Origin of the sequence: Neobacillus rhizosphaerae, from assembly GCF_050477885.1 — a bacterium.
Lineage (GTDB): Bacteria > Bacillota > Bacilli > Bacillales > Cytobacillaceae > Neobacillus > Neobacillus rhizosphaerae_A.
Genome location: NZ_JBCNAC010000076.1, coordinates 28,813 through 45,182, shown reverse-complemented (window position 1 = coordinate 45,182; position 16,370 = coordinate 28,813). Strand labels below are relative to the sequence as shown.

The following is a 16,370-nucleotide window of genomic DNA, read 5'->3' as shown; positions in this document are numbered from 1 at the left end:
CTTACTCTACATTACCTATTTGACCCATTGCAAGAATTTTATGTAAATTAATTAGTCAAAAAGATCTAATAAAATGATAAGATAGAAAGGACTATGTTAAAAATCCACTATGGAGGTATTAAGCATTTGGTACCGTTATATTTATTTCATGTAACTACGGTAGAGCACAGCGAAAGCACACTTTGGACTTTTATTATTTGCAACATCTTCGTTGTTTCATCTGGAATTATATTTATGTACAGATTATTTACTCAGAAAAATGTCCGGGTAGCAGGATTAGCATTTGGCGTGGCTTTGCTAATTAATTATATCCTTATTGCCATCTTCGGGGATATATTTGATTTGCTTGGATAGGGTGAGAAAGGAGATGATGTAGTTGAAATATTACCGTTTATGGGTGATTGCTTTTTTACTGAAATTTATTGGCTCTGCTTGGGATGCTTCGTATCATTTCAAGTATTTATTTGAGGAATATTCCATTCCCCATATAGTTAACACAATTGGCTTTGCTTTAGGGGCGTTATTGTTAATAAAAGAGTGGCGACGCTCACACTACATGGACCACTTTTCAAGGAACTTAATTACAATTGGCTATGTGTTATTCCTGATTGGAATCCCATTAGATTTTACGTATCATATCGCATATGGGATTGACTTAACAACATGGAGTCCCACGCATTTTGTTTATTATATTGCAACAGATATTATGATATTTGGTGTTTGGCGCGGATATTATATATTAACTCAAGATATTACCCCAACCTGGAAATCGATGCACACCTGGTTTGCGATGTTTCTCCTCGAATGCTTCATGTTTCCGAACATGCAACAGGAAAATGGAGCAATTTCCTATAACCAGTACATTCAAGGGAAATCCATTGCTTCACAGGAAATATTAGATTTGATATCCGACCCTGCCTCACAAATATTCGGGGGCATTCCGGAATGGGTGTATCCCATCTATTCTGTGTTAATGGTCGTGTTGCTAACTGTTTTTATCATTCGATTTTGTCGGGATTATACGATTCCGTTTATGGCAGCAACTCTGTATATTGGCTTGCGATTCTTGGGTAAAGGTATTTTTGCAGCAGTTGAGTATCCGACATCCTATGTTCCAATCACGCTATTATTTCTTCCTCTTGTGTTTTTATTGTTTAAAAATATCAGTTGGTGGTCGGGCCTAATTGGTAGTGTTGCCTATTTCCTTGGCCTATTCGCCATTCATAAGTCAGGGATTCTAATTACACCGCCTTTAGAACTTTGGGAGCTAGCTCCTGTTGCTATTATTGGTGCACTTGTTCCAACCTTAAATTCAATGGTTAAGGACTCATCTATTCCTAAAAAAGAAAAGCAAGTAATCTAAAAAAGGCGATTGTTTAGGCACTTACTAATTATGGTAAGTGTCTTTTTGGCATATGGGGCTGTGGATGTCAGAGGTAATTGTTTATTCACATATACAATTTTTTAAAGTGTGATTCTTGTCCATGTCCAAGTTATCAATAGTGAATAAAATATGGAGAGCATCATAATGCTTACGTACAACAAAGGGGGGAGATGTAATGAAAAAACCAAAAACGAAATCTAAAACACAATCAAAAAAACAACCAAAAACGCATTCAATAACAAAATCAAATCAAACTTATTCAAACCGTGTTTTAAGGGCAGAGTTTGATAATAACTGGAAGACTACTATTACCTCAACAGGCTATGTTAAATATACCGCTTCGGAAGATAATTCAGAAGTGGAACTTTTACTTTCTGATAGTTCAAGTAGACTTGTAGTGTTTCCGAAAAATGGTTACGTACTAGTGGGTAGCGGGGGAACGAGTCACTTCAGCAAACCTCATGTGACCATAACTCTTTAAGTATGCTTATTGAGAGTCACTAGTTGAAGAAGGTTCATAATAAATACAGGGAATAGCACAGTTCTATCCAACTGTGCTATTTGATTTTTACCAATAAGTAATTTCCTAATCATCTCTAGTTTTGAACCAAGTGTGAAATGGTGTTTATGACAATAATGTGAAAACATTCACATATATGGTTTTAAAAGTGACGAACGTCACAATTTTTTTAGGGTGAGGGATTTACAATTTAGCTATAAAGAAAACCTTACTTACTAACATTAAGAAATCAATATATAGGGAGCGACGCACGATGAAAAAATTAGTGATGATCGGAAACGGAATGGCTGGTGTAAGAACGATAGAAGAAATTCTCAAAGTAGCACCTGAGCCATTTGAGATAACTATTTTTGGACAAGAGCCATACCCAAACTACAATCGGATTAAGCTATCCAATATCCTTCAGGGCGATACCAATTTTGAAGATATTATTATCAATCCGCTAGATTGGTATAAAGAAAATCATATTCAATTATTTACAGGTGATGCCGTAACAAAAATTGATGTGGAAGGAAAACGAGTAATTTCCGAACAAGGAAGAATAGTAGAATATGACGAGTTAATTATTGCAACGGGATCGAATTCTTTCATTCTACCGATTCCAGGTACAGACAAAATCGGTGTCACCGGATTTCGTGATATCAAAGATTGTGAAATGATGATCAAATCGGCGCAGCAGTACAAAAAGGCAGTTGTCATTGGAGGTGGGCTGCTCGGACTGGAAGCTGCAAGAGGACTACTTAACTTAGGCATGCAAGTGGATGTGGTTCATCTTATGCCGAACCTAATGGAACGCCAGCTGGATCCCATAGCTTCCTCCCTACTGAAAACGGAGCTGGAATCACAAGGTATGAACTTCTTAATGGAAAAAGAAACTGTCGAAATCCTTGGGGATGAACATGTCAAAGGCATTCGTTTTAAAGATGGCTCTGAAGTAGAAGCAGACCTTGTCGTTATGGCCATTGGGATTAAATCGAATACACAGGTAGCTAGGGACAGCGGCATTTACGTGAACCGCGGAATTGTCGTGAATGATTTCATGGAAACTAGCGTGCCACATGTGTACGCGGTTGGTGAGTGTGCCGAGCATAGAGAAATTGTTTATGGATTGGTTGCGCCACTCTATGAACAAGGAAAAGTACTGGCAAGCCGGATTTGTGGAAATGTAGGTGAACCATATCAAGGGTCTGTTACAGGAACACAATTAAAGGTTGCCGGTGTGGATCTATTCTCTGCCGGAGAGATTTTTGAAGATGGATCGACCAAATCCATTATGGTATACAACGAATATGACGGCGTCTATAAAAAGATTTTAACAAGAAACAACGTCATTGTTGGTGTGGTATTATATGGAGATACGAAGGATAGTACGAAGCTGTACCGAATGTTAACGAAAAAAGAAGATATCAGCGGAATGACGAGCATTTCGGTGTTGCAATCGGAATGCACTGGTGAAGGAGGAAGCGATGATGTTGCTTCCATGCCAAATGATGAATTGGTTTGCGGCTGTAACGGTGTCACAAAAGGTGCGATTGTGGAAGCCATCAAAACCCAAGGGTTAACCACACTGGATCAAGTGAGTCATTGTACAAATGCCGGCCGCTCTTGCGGACGCTGTAAACCAATGGTCAGCAACATTCTTGCCTATACACTCGGTGACCAATTCGATGCGGCGGCTGCCCAAAAGACAAGCATTTGCGGCTGTACAACCATAAGCCGTGAGGAATTGGTGGAAGAGATTAAGGCTAAAGGCTTAACTAGCGTGAAAGAAGTTATGAACGTGCTGGAATTGAACAATGAAGAAGGCTGTACAAAATGTCGCCCAGCCATTAACTATTACCTTGGCATGATTCATATGGATGAATATAAGGATGACCGTGATTCCCGACTGGTGAATGAGAAAATGCATGCGAATATTCAAAAGGATGGAACCTACTCTGTTGTTCCAAGAATGTATGGTGGGGTCACAACAGCGGCAGATTTGAAAAAAATTGCTGAAGTAGCTGAAAAATACAATGTACCATTAGTGAAATTAACGGGTGGACAGCGAATTGGATTGTTCGGTGTAAAAAAAGAAGACCTGCCACAAATGTGGGAAGAGCTTGATATGCCATCAGGGTATGCGTATGGAAAAACATTGCGAACCGTTAAGACCTGTGTGGGTGCACAGTTCTGCCGTTATGGTACCCAAGATTCCATGGCCCTTGGCATTGAATTGGAGAAGAAATTCGAACGTCTTGATACCCCTCATAAAGTGAAAATGGGTGTGTCAGCCTGCCCAAGAAACTGTTCCGAAGCAGGAATCAAGGATATTGGTTTCGTAGGAATCGATGGCGGCTGGGAGATTTATGTGGCTGGAAATGGCGGTGTTGACCTTCGCCCAGGTGACCTGCTTTGTACTGTGAAAACGCAGGAAGAGGTTATGGAAATGACTGGTGCTTACCTGCAATACTACCGTGAAACAGCCAACTACCTTGAGCGGACGTCTAAATGGGTAGAGCGAATGGGCTTAGAGCATGTGAAGGAAGTATTGGCTGATAAGGCGACACGTAAAGCCTTAAATGAGCGAATGGATCTGACATTGAAAAAGTATATTGAGCCTTGGAACGAAGCAATTCAAAGTGAAGAAATCCAAGATAAATATTATTCAAAACGTATGATCACAGTTGGGAGTGAATCCAAATGATTGAAACACTAACTCGCATTCCAGTCGTACACTACTCCAATCTGAAGGGTAGAACAGGGTATTCCATAAAAATTGATAATCAAGAAATTGCCCTATTTAAAGTAACAAATGGCGGGGTTTATGCACTTGAAAACCGCAGTCCCCATCCGAAGGGCGGAGTCCTTTCCGAAGGAATGGTCAGCGGGGACTATGTATATTGTCCGGTTTACGATTGGAAAATATCATTAATAGATGGAAAGGTTCAAGCACCAGACGAAGGTCAAGTAAAAACTTTTAAAGTAGAAATAAAAGAAGATATTGTGTTTATCGTAATATAAAAAGGGGGGGGACAGTCCCCCGCTGCTTTAAAGCAGCAGGGGACTGTCCCCAGCAAAGCAAAGCGGAAGGGTGGCTGCAGGATGAAGAAGGGGAAAGTGTTTTTAGTAGGAGCAGGGCCGGGGGATGTTGGCTTAATAACGGTTAAGGGGTTAGAAGCAATTAAACAAGCCGAGGTTATTCTATATGACCGTCTTGCTAATCCTAAACTATTAGAGTTTGCACTGGGAGATTGCGAGCTCATTTATTGTGGGAAATTACCAGATCGCCATATTTTGCGCCAAGAGAACATCAATGATCTTCTAGTGGAAAAGGCGCTAGAAGGTAAAATAGTAGTCCGCTTAAAAGGCGGCGACCCTGGTGTGTTTGGAAGAGTCGGAGAAGAAGCGGCAGCCCTGGCCCAATATCAAATACCCTTTGAAATCGTCCCTGGCATTTCATCAGGGATTGCAGCCCCCTTATATGCTGGAATTCCTGTCACACACCGTGAACATGCAGAATCCTTTGCTGTTGTCACTGCCCACGATAAGTCTCAAAATGGCAAGCCTAAGCTTGACTGGGAAGGTCTTGCCCGGGGTGTGGATACGATCGCTTTTTACATGGGAGTTGGGAATTTACCATTTATTTGTGAGAATCTCATGAACCATGGAAAGCCAGCTACGACACCTGTTATATTGATCCAATGGGGAACATTCGGCCGTCAAAAGACCCTGCAAGGAACACTAACAGATATTTCGGAAAAGGTCTTGGAAGCCAAATTTAGTAACCCAGCAATCATTTTAGTGGGGGAAGTCATTTCTCTTCGTGAAAAAATAAACTGGTTCGAAAAAAAGCCATTATACGGACGACAAATTCTGCTTGCAAGAACGAGTGCCAATCCTCCTAGTGAATTAGCAAAGGAATTAATGAATCAGGGAGCAGATGTCATTGAGTTTCCGAAATGGAAAAAGACGCCCTTGCCGCTAGCCATGGCAAATGTTACAGCATATGAAAAAATCGTATTTGCTTCACCTGAAAGTGTAAGCGAATTTTTTAAGGCTGTGGTAGAACAGGAAATTGACATTCGGAGCATTCGAGCAGACTTTTTCGGTGCTTCCATTAAATCGATGAAGGCATTAAAGGATCGTGGATTTTTGGCTAAACTTACAGAAGAGATGGTCGATTCGGAAGATATACTTATTGTCGGTGATGAGAGTATCTTGAAGAAAGGCTTTGTAAAGGCTGAATTGATGGTTACAAGCCAAAAAGAATTAGACGTGCAGTTCCTGCCTATTTTTAAACGAATGCTTGAAGAAGCAGATGTAAATACAATGGTGTTCCCGAGCAGTTCATCGGTTGAACCTTTTGTCGATGCTTTATGTGAATGCGGGTTTAACGCTGTATCTCTTTTAAAAGAAATGCAGGTTGTCAGCATGGGAGTACAAACTCAAGCGGCAGTCATAAAAGCGGGTCTCCCAACAACCGGGATGCCGGGTCATGCGACTAAAGAAGGCTTGGTTGCCTATCTGGCATTGCCGGTTGATAAAGGGGTGTGAAGCGTAAGAAGATGAGTACTAATTATCCGATTATGCTGCGCTTAAAAGGGAAAAAAATAGTGGCTGTTGGCGGAGGAAAAGTAGCAGAGCGCAAAGTGAAGGGGCTTCTTGGCACTGGTGCTCTTGTTTCCGTGGTGAGTCCTGAGCTAACTTCTGAACTTACTAGGCTTGTAGGTAATGGGGACATTATCTGGAAGCAGAAGTCTTTTTCTCCTGAGGATATTCAAGAGGCGTTTCTGATCTTTGTTGCTACAAGTGATGAAGGTGTAAATCAGTTTGTGAGAAGTGTAGCAAAAGACCATCAACTCGTCATGATTGCAGATGATCCTGAAGGTTCTGATTTTCATGTCCCAGCGCAGGTACAAAGAGGCCGATTGAGTATAACTGTGTCAACAGGTGGATCCAGCCCCATCCTTGCAGGGAAAATTCGGGAACAGCTGGAACGGCAATTTGATGAAAAATACAGTGAATATCTCGAATTTCTTTTTTCAAAAAGACAATGGATTTTAAAAGAGGTGAAAGACTCCTCTCTAAAAAAGAAGCTGTTAACAGCCATTGTAAGTGAGGAATTTTTAAAAAGTGAAAATAAGGAAGAAGATTTCCAGCATTTATTATGGTTTCTAGGTAAAAATACCTAAAAGTATATCGTTAAAAACAAGTCTGAATTGTCATTCAGGCTTTTTTTGCGTTAAAAAAATAGAATGTAAGGGATAATTTACCTATTTTTATAAAATTTTCTGAAAAGTAGTTCCCTTTTTAGAAATCGTGTTATATAATACAAAACGAGGATAGATACTGTATTATAACAAAGAGGTGATCAAGTTTATGTCGACGCAAACGACTGGTATTGAAGTGGTCGGGGCCCTAAAAGCCCAATATGATGAGATTTTAACACCTGGGGCATTGAATTTTATTGAAGAGTTAGAAAGAAAGTTTGGCGGAAGAAGAGTAGAACTGTTGCAGTACAGGACAAAACGCCAAGAGGAAATTGACAATGGAAAATTGCCAGGCTTCTTAGCTGAAACCAAACATATCCGCAACGGAGACTGGACTATCGCTCCACTGCCAAAAGACCTTCAAGATCGAAGGGTGGAAATTACAGGACCAACTGACCGAAAAATGGTTATTAATGCTTTGAACTCTGGTGCAAAACTATTTATGGCAGATTTCGAGGATGCCACTTCACCCACTTGGGAAAATGCCGTCGAAGGACAAATCAACCTTAGAGATGCAGTAAAGCGGACCATTTCATTTGAAAACCCGAATGGGAAGAGATACGAACTGAATAAGGAAACAGCCGTCCTAATTGTCAGACCTCGAGGACTTCACTTAGAGGAGAAGCATGTGCTATTAGATGGCAAGCCTATCTCAGGAAGCTTTTTCGACTTTGGCTTGTACTTTTACCATAATGTGAAGGAATTACTTGCACGAGGCTCAGGACCCTATTTTTACCTACCTAAGCTCGAAAGTCATTTAGAAGCAAGGCTTTGGAACGATGTATTTGTGTTTGCTCAAGAAAACCTGGGTGTCGATCAAGGAACCATCAAAGCCACTGTGTTAATTGAAACGATTATGGCTGCCTTTGAGATGGATGAAATCCTTTATGAATTAAAAGAACACTCAGCCGGCTTAAACTGTGGAAGATGGGACTATATTTTCAGCTATATTAAAAAGCTTCGCCATCAGAAGGATGTTATTCTTCCTGAGCGTTCACAAGTGACGATGACCGTACCATTTATGCGTTCGTACTCCTTACTTACGATTCAAACTTGTCATCGTCGGAAAGCGCCGGCAATGGGAGGAATGGCAGCGCAAATACCGGTTAAGAATAACCAGCAGGCCAACGAAGAGGCTTTTGCGAAGGTGAGAGCAGATAAAGAACGTGAAGCACGTGACGGACACGATGGTACATGGGTTGCACACCCAGGACTTGTTCCGGTGGCAATGGAAGTGTTCAATCGTGAAATGCCGACACCTAATCAAATCCATACATCGAAGCAGCAAAAAATAACGATCCATGCCCAAGATTTATTAGAGGTACCGGGCGGAACCATTACAGAAGAAGGGGTACGCACGAACATCAATGTGGGCATTCAATATGTGGCTTCCTGGTTATCAGGCAGAGGTGCAGCTCCCATTTACAACTTAATGGAGGATGCGGCTACAGCAGAGATTTCACGGGCCCAGCTTTGGCAATGGATTCGCCATCCAAAAGGGATATTGAAGGATGGAAGAAAAGTAACCTTTGAAATGTATGAGGAACTGAAGGTCGAAGAATTAGAAAAAATCAAACAAGAAATTGGTACAGCTGCTTTTGAGAATGGCCGATTTGATGAAGCAGTGAAATTGTTTGATGGGCTGATTTTCAATGAAGACTTTGCAGAATTTTTAACACTCCCTGGATATGAACTGTTATAGATTGTTGTGTTTATTTTTACAAAAAAAATAATAGATTACTAGGAGGAAATGAAAATGACAGATCAAAGAGTTGCTAAATTACAAGAAAGCTGGGAAATGGATAGCCGTTGGAAAGGAATTACGAGACCGTACACAGCAGAAGATGTTATCAAACTGCGCGGTTCTGTTGATATCGAACATACTTTGGCTCGCAAAGGGTCTGAGAAGCTATGGAATCTTTTACATGAAGAGGATTATGTGAATGCACTAGGAGCCTTAACGGGAAATCAGGCAGTACAGCAAGTAAAAGCAGGGCTAAAAGCCATCTACTTAAGCGGCTGGCAGGTAGCGGCCGATGCAAACCTTTCCGGACATATGTATCCGGACCAAAGCTTATATCCAGCGAACAGTGTTCCAAGTGTAGTTAAGCGAATTAACCAGGCGTTACAGCGTGCGGACCAAATTACTCATTCGGAAGGAGATAACTCGATTGATTGGTTTGCTCCAATTGTGGCAGATGCTGAAGCAGGCTTCGGCGGTCAGTTAAACTGTTTCGAGTTGATGAAGGGTATGATTGAGGCGGGGGCGTCTGGCGTACACTTTGAAGATCAGCTTTCCTCCGATAAAAAATGCGGTCACTTAGGTGGTAAAGTATTGCTTCCAACTCAAACAGCGGTTCGCAACTTAATTGCTGCTCGTTTGGCGGCAGATGTTATGGGCGTTCCAACTGTATTGGTTGCCCGTACGGATGCGAATGCAGCGGATTTAATTACAAGTGATATTGATATGAATGATGCACCGTTTATTACGGGGGACCGTACACCAGAAGGCTTTTTCCGAGTGAAAGCCGGGATTGATCAGGCGATTGCCCGCGGTTTAGCTTACGCGCCATATGCAGACTTGATCTGGTGCGAGACTTCTGAGCCGAACATTGAAGAAGCAAGACAGTTTGCGGAAGCGATTCATGAGCAATTCCCTGGCAAACTTCTAGCTTACAACTGTTCACCGTCGTTTAACTGGAAAAAGAAATTGGATCAAGAAACGATTGCTAAGTTCCAAGTGGAGCTTGGAAAAATGGGCTACAAGTTCCAGTTCGTAACGCTTGCTGGTTTCCATGCTCTGAACCACAGTATGTTCGAGCTTGCGCGCGGCTACAAAGAGCGAGGCATGGCAGCTTACTCTGAATTGCAACAAGCTGAGTTCGACAGCGAGCAATACGGCTATACTGCAACTCGTCACCAACGTGAGGTTGGTACTGGGTACTTTGATCAGGTATCTATGGTGATTTCAGGTGGAACATCTTCGACAACGGCGTTGAAGGGGTCTACTGAGGAAGAGCAGTTTACTGGAAAGAAATAAGTTGTGTCGTTACCCTTCTCTCCGATTTTTTGGGGGAGGGGTTTTTGTTGTTTATGGACTTCATAACGACCGTCGAATGGAAAACGAGGAAGGTCGGGTAGATAAGAGCGGTTCATAACGCCCAAGGAAAGGGGAAAGAAAGAGGATGGGTAGATAAGAGCGGTTCATAACGCCCATGGAAAGGGGAAAGAAAGAGGATGGGTAGATAAGAGCGGTTCATAACGCCCGTGGAAAGGGGAAAGAGAGAGGATGGGTAGATAAGAGCGGTTCATAACGCCCGTGGAAAGGGGAAAGAGAGAAGATGGGTAGATAAGAGCGGTTCATAACGCCCATGGAAAGGGGAAAGAAAGAGGTCGGGTAGATAAGCATGGTACAAATAAAAAGGGAGCACTCAATAAAATTCCAATCATAAAACAATTGAATTTATTGTGCTCCCGTTTTAACTAAAAAGTATAGCATTATTCATAATACGTATATTTTTTATTCCCCATCTTTTGTAAATTCTCCTTTAGGATCCTTCCAATCATTTTTTTCGACCCAGCACTCCCACACCATTCAAAAATTATATTCGTCGTGATTTTCATATCCGGAAACAGCAACCGCAATTCTCCGACACCACGCAAAATCGCCGACTCAACCAACTCTTCGCACCCGCAATCATCACACACCAGCTTCTTTCCACAAACGGAGAGCGAAGAAGAGTTGCACGTTTTGCATGTTGGTCCCTTTTTTAGCTCCTCATACTTATAGGGACGAATTCGAGTATATGGCGATTCTGTTTGGTGCAGCGCCACAAGCTTGTTAGCGAGTGCTTGATCCTGTTTAGTTAATTGGCACGGGAGTTTGTTTAGTTTTTTCATAAAACGTGGCAATTGTGATAAATAGATAATGGGTTCATCTTTAGGGGATTGGTAAAGGTTAAACTCGGGGTTAATAAAAACAACATATCCCTCAACGTTATAGCGATACCCTAGGTTTTGAAGTAATTGTCGGAATAAGAATTTGATTCGCTTTAGCTGGTCTAGAGGATTTTTAATTTCCTTGCCCTTTCCGTTAAGAGTGTAGAAATTTCCGTTTTCGTAAATATGGTCCCCTTCAAAATTTTTTACTTCAAAAAGATAAATGGTCTTTGGAAACATCAAGGTGGAATCAATCTGAAGATTAGAGTTATTACTTTTGAGGAGCAAATCGTTTAGTATCAAGGGCTTACTTTGGATTTTTTCAGTGTATAAATCAAACTGGACTTCACCGGCAAAACCTTTTTCAAGATATAAAAAATTCTTCTGCTCATCATCTGTTAGATTCATTCGAGTGCTTAAACTCCTCCAAATCTTTATCTCATCTGATTCAATTCTAGCTTTATAGGGCATACGCCACAACCTTTCCTATTCTTAAGTCCATCTTATATAAAATAGCGAGCGAGGAGTATGAACATTTTGTTAATTTCATGGGCAACCCCCATATTTTTGGTAAGTAACGTTTTATAGGGTATTATCATACATAGTAATAGCCTTTTAAATGGAGTTGATTTATTTGAAAAAGCCTACGGTTGATGAAGTGTTGCAACAGGGGATTTATGGAGCGATGGAGACAAAACCGGATGAGCGGCGCAAATACTTAGGAACTTTACGTGAAAGGATTATTGTCGCCATGAAAAAGAGCCAAGTAGCCGAAACGGAAATTTATCCACAGATAGAACAATTAATGAAAGAAAATTCACAGGCACATTTATTTTTAAATGGGAACATGAGCTATGAGGACCTTTCAAAGTATGTAAAAATGGCGAACAAGCAGAAAATAGAGCACACGATCGTGACTAATAAAGAGCACGATTCAGAAATAGGGTTAGTGTTAGCGATGGATCATGCCATCGATAAGGAAGAAATTTATATAACAAAGATGATAGCGGTACAACAAGAGGTTAAAAAAAGTAAGGGGTTTTTTGCCAAACTCTTTAAAAGATAGCAATTATAATGGCTCGTAGTCACTCCACGATACTAGGGGCTCTTTTTGTTGTATAATCATGGTAAAAATAAAAAACGGTGATTGTATGTCAATAAAAGGAATCAACCATTTGCTATTTTCAGTTTCAAACTTAGAGAAATCAATTGAATTCTATCAAAACGTTTTTGATGCTAAGCTGCTTGTGAAGGGAAGAAGTACGGCTTATTTTGACTTGAATGGTCTTTGGCTCGCTCTTAACCTTGAAAAGGATGTTCCCAGAAATGAAATTAACCAGTCCTATACCCATATTGCTTTTTCCATTGAAGACAAGGATTTTACAAACATGTACAAAAAGCTTACAAAATTAAATGTAACCATTCTTCCAAGTCGTCCGAGAGACGAAAAGGATAAAAAGTCGATTTATTTTACCGATCCGGATGGTCACAAATTTGAATTCCACACAGGTACACTGCAGGATCGGCTGGATTATTATAAAAAGGAAAAACCACATATGGAGTTTGGGGACAGTCCCCCGGCAGTGGGGGACTGTCCCCACCTCTGATTACTGAGGCATGAAGTTCAATCTCCACATTTCCTTGGATGGCGCGGCTGATCATACAGGACGATTCTGCTTTTTTAGCAAGTGTATGAGCCAATTTAATGTCTTTTTCAGTAGCATCGTGGTTCAGTACAATCAGTGGTCGGTGAATAATCTTATTATAGGTAATGACGCCCCTTGTTACATCGACAATTCCCTCAGATTCCATCGTGAGATTTTCCTTTTGCAGCTTACTGCGTTCCATCATCGCGGCAAGGGTAATGATATAACAAGTGGCTGCGGCGCCCAAGAGCATTTCATCAGGGTTGGTGCCTACTCCCGGACCATCCATTTCTGGTGGAATCGACACTTTGGTTTTTAAATTACCTGCTTCAATATCTCCAACGTCATTGCGTAAGCCTGGCCAACTTGCGTGTAAATGGAACCGGTGTTCAGCCATTCGAAATTCCTCCTACTTTATTAAAATTAACGGTACACTCTCTTAAAAAAATATGGTACCGTTAAGTGGTGTTGTAAATTTTTAGGGAGTATTAAATGAATGAAAATTATCTTTAAACTATTATTAACAATCATCCTTTGTCTATATCTAGCCGTCCTGACAAAATTAGTATTATTTAAATATATCTCTTTAACGGAAATCATCCATCATTTCAATTTCACTTATAACGAATATCACTGGCGTTCAAATAATTTTGTCCCGTTTAAAACGATCTTTTTTTATCTCTACATAGCCGATGTTAACTTGAATATTCGTATTGAGAACTTAGCAGGGAATGTGATTGGTTTTATCCCGTTTGGTTTTATCTTACCATTGCTGATGAAAAAGTTTCAAAGTCTTAGCGCTGTGATACTAGGTACCTTTTGCTTGAGTTTGACCTTCGAGATTCTACAATTATTATTTGAATTTGGCAGCTTCGATGTAGATGACCTAATTTTAAATACATTTGGCGGAATGCTGGGATACATCCCAGCTAAACTCCTCTTACGTATTATGAATTTGAGAAAAAAAACCAACCAATGAATCGATTAAAAAGATCCATTGGTTGGTTTTTCGCTTCCTGAGCCGGAGACTGGAATACGATCAGCCAATAATTGAATGTTTTTTGTAACCTTTGTGCTATAGGTAAAATCACCATAGCAGTAAGGATAGCGGAAATTACTTTTATTTCCCCCACACGTATAAAGAGTTGGCTTCTTTTTTACTTGAAGAAGAGAAAATTGTTTGGCTAACTCTTCACTATGTTTGCCGCCGTGCTGCGCCACGTAATCCACATACCCAATGCCCATATTGTAGGCTTGTATAATAGTAGGAAAATCTACTTTTTTCTGATTACCATAAGTGAACACCCGTTGAAAATGCTTCACCCCGACTTGAATACTTTGCTTCGGGTCGGTAATTGAGTTTCTGGCTAAACCGACTGATTCAGAGGCCTGCATCGGATCCCCGCCCTTCCCATGGCTTTCCTGCTGCATGAGAGCAACAAGAACGTGGGTCTGACTTTCAAGATGATATTTTGCTAGTTCTTGTTGAATCAAGGGACTATATTTTTTTACATTAGCAAATGGATCGTTTTTATCTTTAGGTGGTAAAATTGGTTTTTGAAAATAATTTTGAAACATCGCTAAGGCGCAAAAAACTAAAAATAGTACGAAAAAGGTTTTGAACTTCTTCCGTCTTCGCTTCTTCATTCCATAACTCTCCCAGTTCTTTCTTCTGAGAACATTATAAAGGATACGGTATTACCTGTCAGTGTCATAAGTATGAAAAACAAAGATTATTTGCGGAACCAATCTAAAACTCTATTCTTTTGTTAATAATGATGAAGGAATCATTGCGGTAAAGCGGAAAAGTTTGGTATCATCAATATTAAAATAATAACGACAATTGGGATTGGAGGTAATCTGAGATGTCACGAATTTCAAATGAGCAGGTGAAGCATGTGGCGAACCTAGCGCGGTTAGCGATCACCGAAGAAGAAGCGGAAAAGTTTACAAAGCAGTTGGATGCCATTATTTCTTTTGCTGAGCAGCTGAATGAATTAGATACAACAAATGTGAAGCCAACATATCACGTGCTTGATATGAAAAATGTATTGCGTGAGGATGTCCCGCAACCAGGACTGCCGCGTGAAGAAGTGCTAAAAAATGCACCGGAACATCAAGATGGGCAGATTAAGGTGCCATCGATTTTGGGAGAGTAAGGAGGGAAAAAAGTGAGTTTATTTGATTATAAAGTTTCAGATTTGCATGAGCTTTTACATAAAAAAGAACTAAAAGTTTCCGAACTCGTCAATGAATCGTTCACACGAATTAGCCAGGTGGAGGATAAGGTACAAGCTTTTTTAACATTGGACGAAGAGCGGGCAAGAGCAACCGCCAAAATACTGGATGATAAGCTAAACTCCGGAGCCGAAAAAGGGCTGCTTTTTGGCATGCCGATCGGTTTAAAAGATAACATGGTGACAAAAGGACTCCGCACCACTTGTGCGAGTAAAATACTAGAAAACTTTGATCCTATCTATGATGCGACCGTTGTTCAGAAGCTGCAGCAAGTGGAAACTGTGACAATCGGTAAATTAAACATGGACGAGTTTGCCATGGGTTCCTCGAACGAAAACTCTTACTACAAAAAAACACGTAATCCATGGAATCTTGATACAGTTCCAGGAGGATCATCAGGTGGTTCAGCGGCATCAGTTGCTTCCGGAGAGGTTCTCTTTTCTTTAGGATCTGATACTGGTGGTTCGATCCGCCAGCCTGCTTCTTTTTGTGGAGTAGTTGGTATGAAGCCAACCTATGGTCGTGTGTCCCGATTCGGTCTTGTGGCATTTGCCTCCTCACTTGACCAGATTGGACCAATTACTAGAACGGTGGAAGACAATGCCTTTCTCCTGCAAGCAATTTCTGGGTTAGACCCGATGGACTCTACTTCAGCAAATGTGGATGTACCAAACTTCGCGGCTTCCTTAACTGGTGACGTAAAGGGTCTGAAAATTGCGGTTCCAAAAGAATATCTCGGTGAAGGTGTCAGTGAATCTGTCCGTCAATCGGTACTAGACGCATTAAAGGTGCTTGAAGGTCTTGGGGCTGTTTGGGAAGAGGTTTCACTTCCACATTCTAAATACGCACTTGCAGCCTATTACTTGCTTTCATCTTCTGAAGCATCCGCCAACCTTGCCAGATTCGATGGTGTTCGTTATGGCTATCGAGCACAGGATGCAGAAAGCTTAATCGATTTATATAAAAAGACGCGGGCAGAAGGATTTGGTGATGAAGTCAAACGCCGGATCATGCTTGGAACGTTTGCGTTAAGCTCTGGCTATTATGATGCGTATTATAAAAAGGCGCAGCAGGTTCGAACACTCATCAAGAAGGATTTTGAAGATGTGTTTGCAAACTATGATGTCATTATCGGACCAACTACACCAACACCTGCTTTTAAAATGGGTGAAAATATCGACGACCCACTAACGATGTATGTGAACGACATTTTAACCATTCCGGTTAACCTTGCGGGTGTTCCAGGAATCTCCGTTCCATGTGGATTCGATGCGGGTCTGCCATTAGGCTTGCAGATCATCGGTAAGCATTTTGATGAAACAACCATTTATCGTGTGGCTCACGCATTTGAGCAAGCAACCAACTTTCATAAACAAAAGCCAGAATTGTAG

Annotated in this window: 16 protein-coding genes and 1 pseudogene; 14 read left to right on the top strand and 3 right to left on the bottom strand. The window is 40.9% G+C overall.

Going from position 1 to position 16,370, the window contains the following annotated elements:
* Nucleotides 1-126: 126 nt before the first annotated feature.
* From ABES03_RS10185 to aceA, 9 genes are all read left to right on the top strand, one after another.
* Nucleotides 127-354: a hypothetical protein gene (locus ABES03_RS10185; RefSeq protein ID WP_430117181.1), complete on the top strand. Its 228-nt coding sequence runs from the start codon at nucleotides 127-129 to the stop codon at nucleotides 352-354.
* Between the two features lie 22 nt (nucleotides 355-376).
* A complete protein-coding gene (locus tag ABES03_RS10180) occupies nucleotides 377-1,363 on the top strand; it encodes a hypothetical protein (RefSeq protein WP_430117180.1) in 987 nt (328 codons plus the stop codon).
* 196 nt (nucleotides 1,364-1,559) lie between these two features.
* On the top strand, nucleotides 1,560-1,865 hold the full coding sequence (locus ABES03_RS10175) for a hypothetical protein (protein WP_430117179.1): 306 nt from the start codon (nucleotides 1,560-1,562) through the stop codon (nucleotides 1,863-1,865).
* Between the two features lie 292 nt (nucleotides 1,866-2,157).
* Nucleotides 2,158-4,590, top strand: coding sequence for a nitrite reductase large subunit NirB (nirB, locus tag ABES03_RS10170; protein ID WP_430117178.1), 2,433 nt, complete (start codon nucleotides 2,158-2,160; stop codon nucleotides 4,588-4,590).
* Entirely contained in the window at nucleotides 4,587-4,907 is a 321-nt protein-coding gene (gene nirD / locus ABES03_RS10165; protein WP_430117177.1) for a nitrite reductase small subunit NirD, read from the top strand. The genes nirB and nirD overlap by 4 nt, the downstream gene beginning before the upstream one ends.
* A gap of 81 nt (nucleotides 4,908-4,988) precedes the next feature.
* Nucleotides 4,989-6,440 (top strand): uroporphyrinogen-III C-methyltransferase, encoded by a 1,452-nt coding sequence (cobA, locus tag ABES03_RS10160; RefSeq protein ID WP_430117176.1) that lies wholly within the window; start codon nucleotides 4,989-4,991, stop codon nucleotides 6,438-6,440.
* Between the two features lie 11 nt (nucleotides 6,441-6,451).
* Nucleotides 6,452-7,078, top strand: a complete 627-nt coding sequence (locus tag ABES03_RS10155; protein WP_430117175.1) for an NAD(P)-binding protein — start codon at nucleotides 6,452-6,454, stop codon at nucleotides 7,076-7,078.
* Nucleotides 7,079-7,265: 187 nt separating this feature from the next.
* A complete protein-coding gene (gene aceB / locus ABES03_RS10150) occupies nucleotides 7,266-8,858 on the top strand; it encodes a malate synthase A (RefSeq protein ID WP_430117174.1) in 1,593 nt (530 codons plus the stop codon).
* Nucleotides 8,859-8,912: 54 nt separating this feature from the next.
* Nucleotides 8,913-10,196 (top strand): isocitrate lyase, encoded by a 1,284-nt coding sequence (aceA, locus tag ABES03_RS10145; RefSeq protein ID WP_430117173.1) that lies wholly within the window; start codon nucleotides 8,913-8,915, stop codon nucleotides 10,194-10,196.
* Nucleotides 10,197-10,654: 458 nt separating this feature from the next.
* On the opposite strand, the gene ABES03_RS10140 is transcribed toward aceA, so the two are convergent.
* On the bottom strand, nucleotides 10,655-11,503 hold the full coding sequence (locus ABES03_RS10140) for a nuclease-related domain-containing protein (RefSeq protein ID WP_430117172.1): 849 nt from the start codon (nucleotides 11,501-11,503) through the stop codon (nucleotides 10,655-10,657).
* A gap of 226 nt (nucleotides 11,504-11,729) precedes the next feature.
* Here ABES03_RS10140 and ABES03_RS10135 point away from each other — a divergent pair, with 226 nt between their 5' ends.
* Together ABES03_RS10135 and fosM are read left to right on the top strand one after the other, a co-directional pair.
* On the top strand, nucleotides 11,730-12,161 hold the full coding sequence (locus ABES03_RS10135) for a YueI family protein (protein ID WP_430117171.1): 432 nt from the start codon (nucleotides 11,730-11,732) through the stop codon (nucleotides 12,159-12,161).
* 85 nt (nucleotides 12,162-12,246) lie between these two features.
* Nucleotides 12,247-12,702: a FosM family fosfomycin resistance protein gene (gene fosM / locus ABES03_RS10130; protein ID WP_430117232.1), complete on the top strand. Its 456-nt coding sequence runs from the start codon at nucleotides 12,247-12,249 to the stop codon at nucleotides 12,700-12,702.
* Here the strand turns inward: fosM and ABES03_RS10125 are convergent.
* Nucleotides 12,689-13,138 (bottom strand): annotated as a pseudogene (locus tag ABES03_RS10125) (OsmC family protein); the annotation flags it as partial. The gene fosM and the pseudogene ABES03_RS10125 sit on opposite strands and share 14 nt — an antisense overlap.
* Nucleotides 13,139-13,237: 99 nt before the next feature.
* Between ABES03_RS10125 and ABES03_RS10120 the strand changes: the two are divergent.
* Nucleotides 13,238-13,720 (top strand): VanZ family protein, encoded by a 483-nt coding sequence (locus tag ABES03_RS10120; RefSeq protein ID WP_430117170.1) that lies wholly within the window; start codon nucleotides 13,238-13,240, stop codon nucleotides 13,718-13,720.
* A 5-nt stretch (nucleotides 13,721-13,725) separates the two neighbouring features.
* On the opposite strand, the gene ABES03_RS10115 is transcribed toward ABES03_RS10120, so the two are convergent.
* On the bottom strand, nucleotides 13,726-14,388 hold the full coding sequence (locus ABES03_RS10115; RefSeq protein WP_430117169.1) for a lysozyme family protein: 663 nt from the start codon (nucleotides 14,386-14,388) through the stop codon (nucleotides 13,726-13,728).
* Nucleotides 14,389-14,606: 218 nt separating this feature from the next.
* Here ABES03_RS10115 and gatC point away from each other — a divergent pair, with 218 nt between their 5' ends.
* Both gatC and gatA read left to right on the top strand, forming a co-directional pair.
* The gene (gene gatC / locus ABES03_RS10110; protein WP_430117168.1) at nucleotides 14,607-14,900 is read left to right on the top strand and encodes an Asp-tRNA(Asn)/Glu-tRNA(Gln) amidotransferase subunit GatC; all 294 of its coding nucleotides are present in this window, start codon (nucleotides 14,607-14,609) and stop codon (nucleotides 14,898-14,900) included.
* A 12-nt stretch (nucleotides 14,901-14,912) separates the two neighbouring features.
* On the top strand, nucleotides 14,913-16,370 hold the full coding sequence (gatA, locus tag ABES03_RS10105) for an Asp-tRNA(Asn)/Glu-tRNA(Gln) amidotransferase subunit GatA (protein WP_430117167.1): 1,458 nt from the start codon (nucleotides 14,913-14,915) through the stop codon (nucleotides 16,368-16,370).

Coding starts and splice junctions, on each gene's coding strand:
- ABES03_RS10175 (WP_430117179.1), top strand. CDS start 1,560: ATGAAAAAACCAAAAACGAAATCTAAAACACAATCAAAAAAACAACCA.
- nirB (WP_430117178.1), top strand. CDS start 2,158: ATGAAAAAATTAGTGATGATCGGAAACGGAATGGCTGGTGTAAGAACG.
- nirD (WP_430117177.1), top strand. CDS start 4,587: ATGATTGAAACACTAACTCGCATTCCAGTCGTACACTACTCCAATCTG.
- cobA (WP_430117176.1), top strand. CDS start 4,989: ATGAAGAAGGGGAAAGTGTTTTTAGTAGGAGCAGGGCCGGGGGATGTT.
- ABES03_RS10155 (WP_430117175.1), top strand. CDS start 6,452: ATGAGTACTAATTATCCGATTATGCTGCGCTTAAAAGGGAAAAAAATA.
- aceB (WP_430117174.1), top strand. CDS start 7,266: ATGTCGACGCAAACGACTGGTATTGAAGTGGTCGGGGCCCTAAAAGCC.
- aceA (WP_430117173.1), top strand. CDS start 8,913: ATGACAGATCAAAGAGTTGCTAAATTACAAGAAAGCTGGGAAATGGAT.
- ABES03_RS10140 (WP_430117172.1), bottom strand. CDS start 11,503: ATGAATCTAACAGATGATGAGCAGAAGAATTTTTTATATCTTGAAAAA.
- fosM (WP_430117232.1), top strand. CDS start 12,247: ATGTCAATAAAAGGAATCAACCATTTGCTATTTTCAGTTTCAAACTTA.
- ABES03_RS10120 (WP_430117170.1), top strand. CDS start 13,238: ATGAAAATTATCTTTAAACTATTATTAACAATCATCCTTTGTCTATAT.
- ABES03_RS10115 (WP_430117169.1), bottom strand. CDS start 14,388: ATGAAGAAGCGAAGACGGAAGAAGTTCAAAACCTTTTTCGTACTATTT.
- gatC (WP_430117168.1), top strand. CDS start 14,607: ATGTCACGAATTTCAAATGAGCAGGTGAAGCATGTGGCGAACCTAGCG.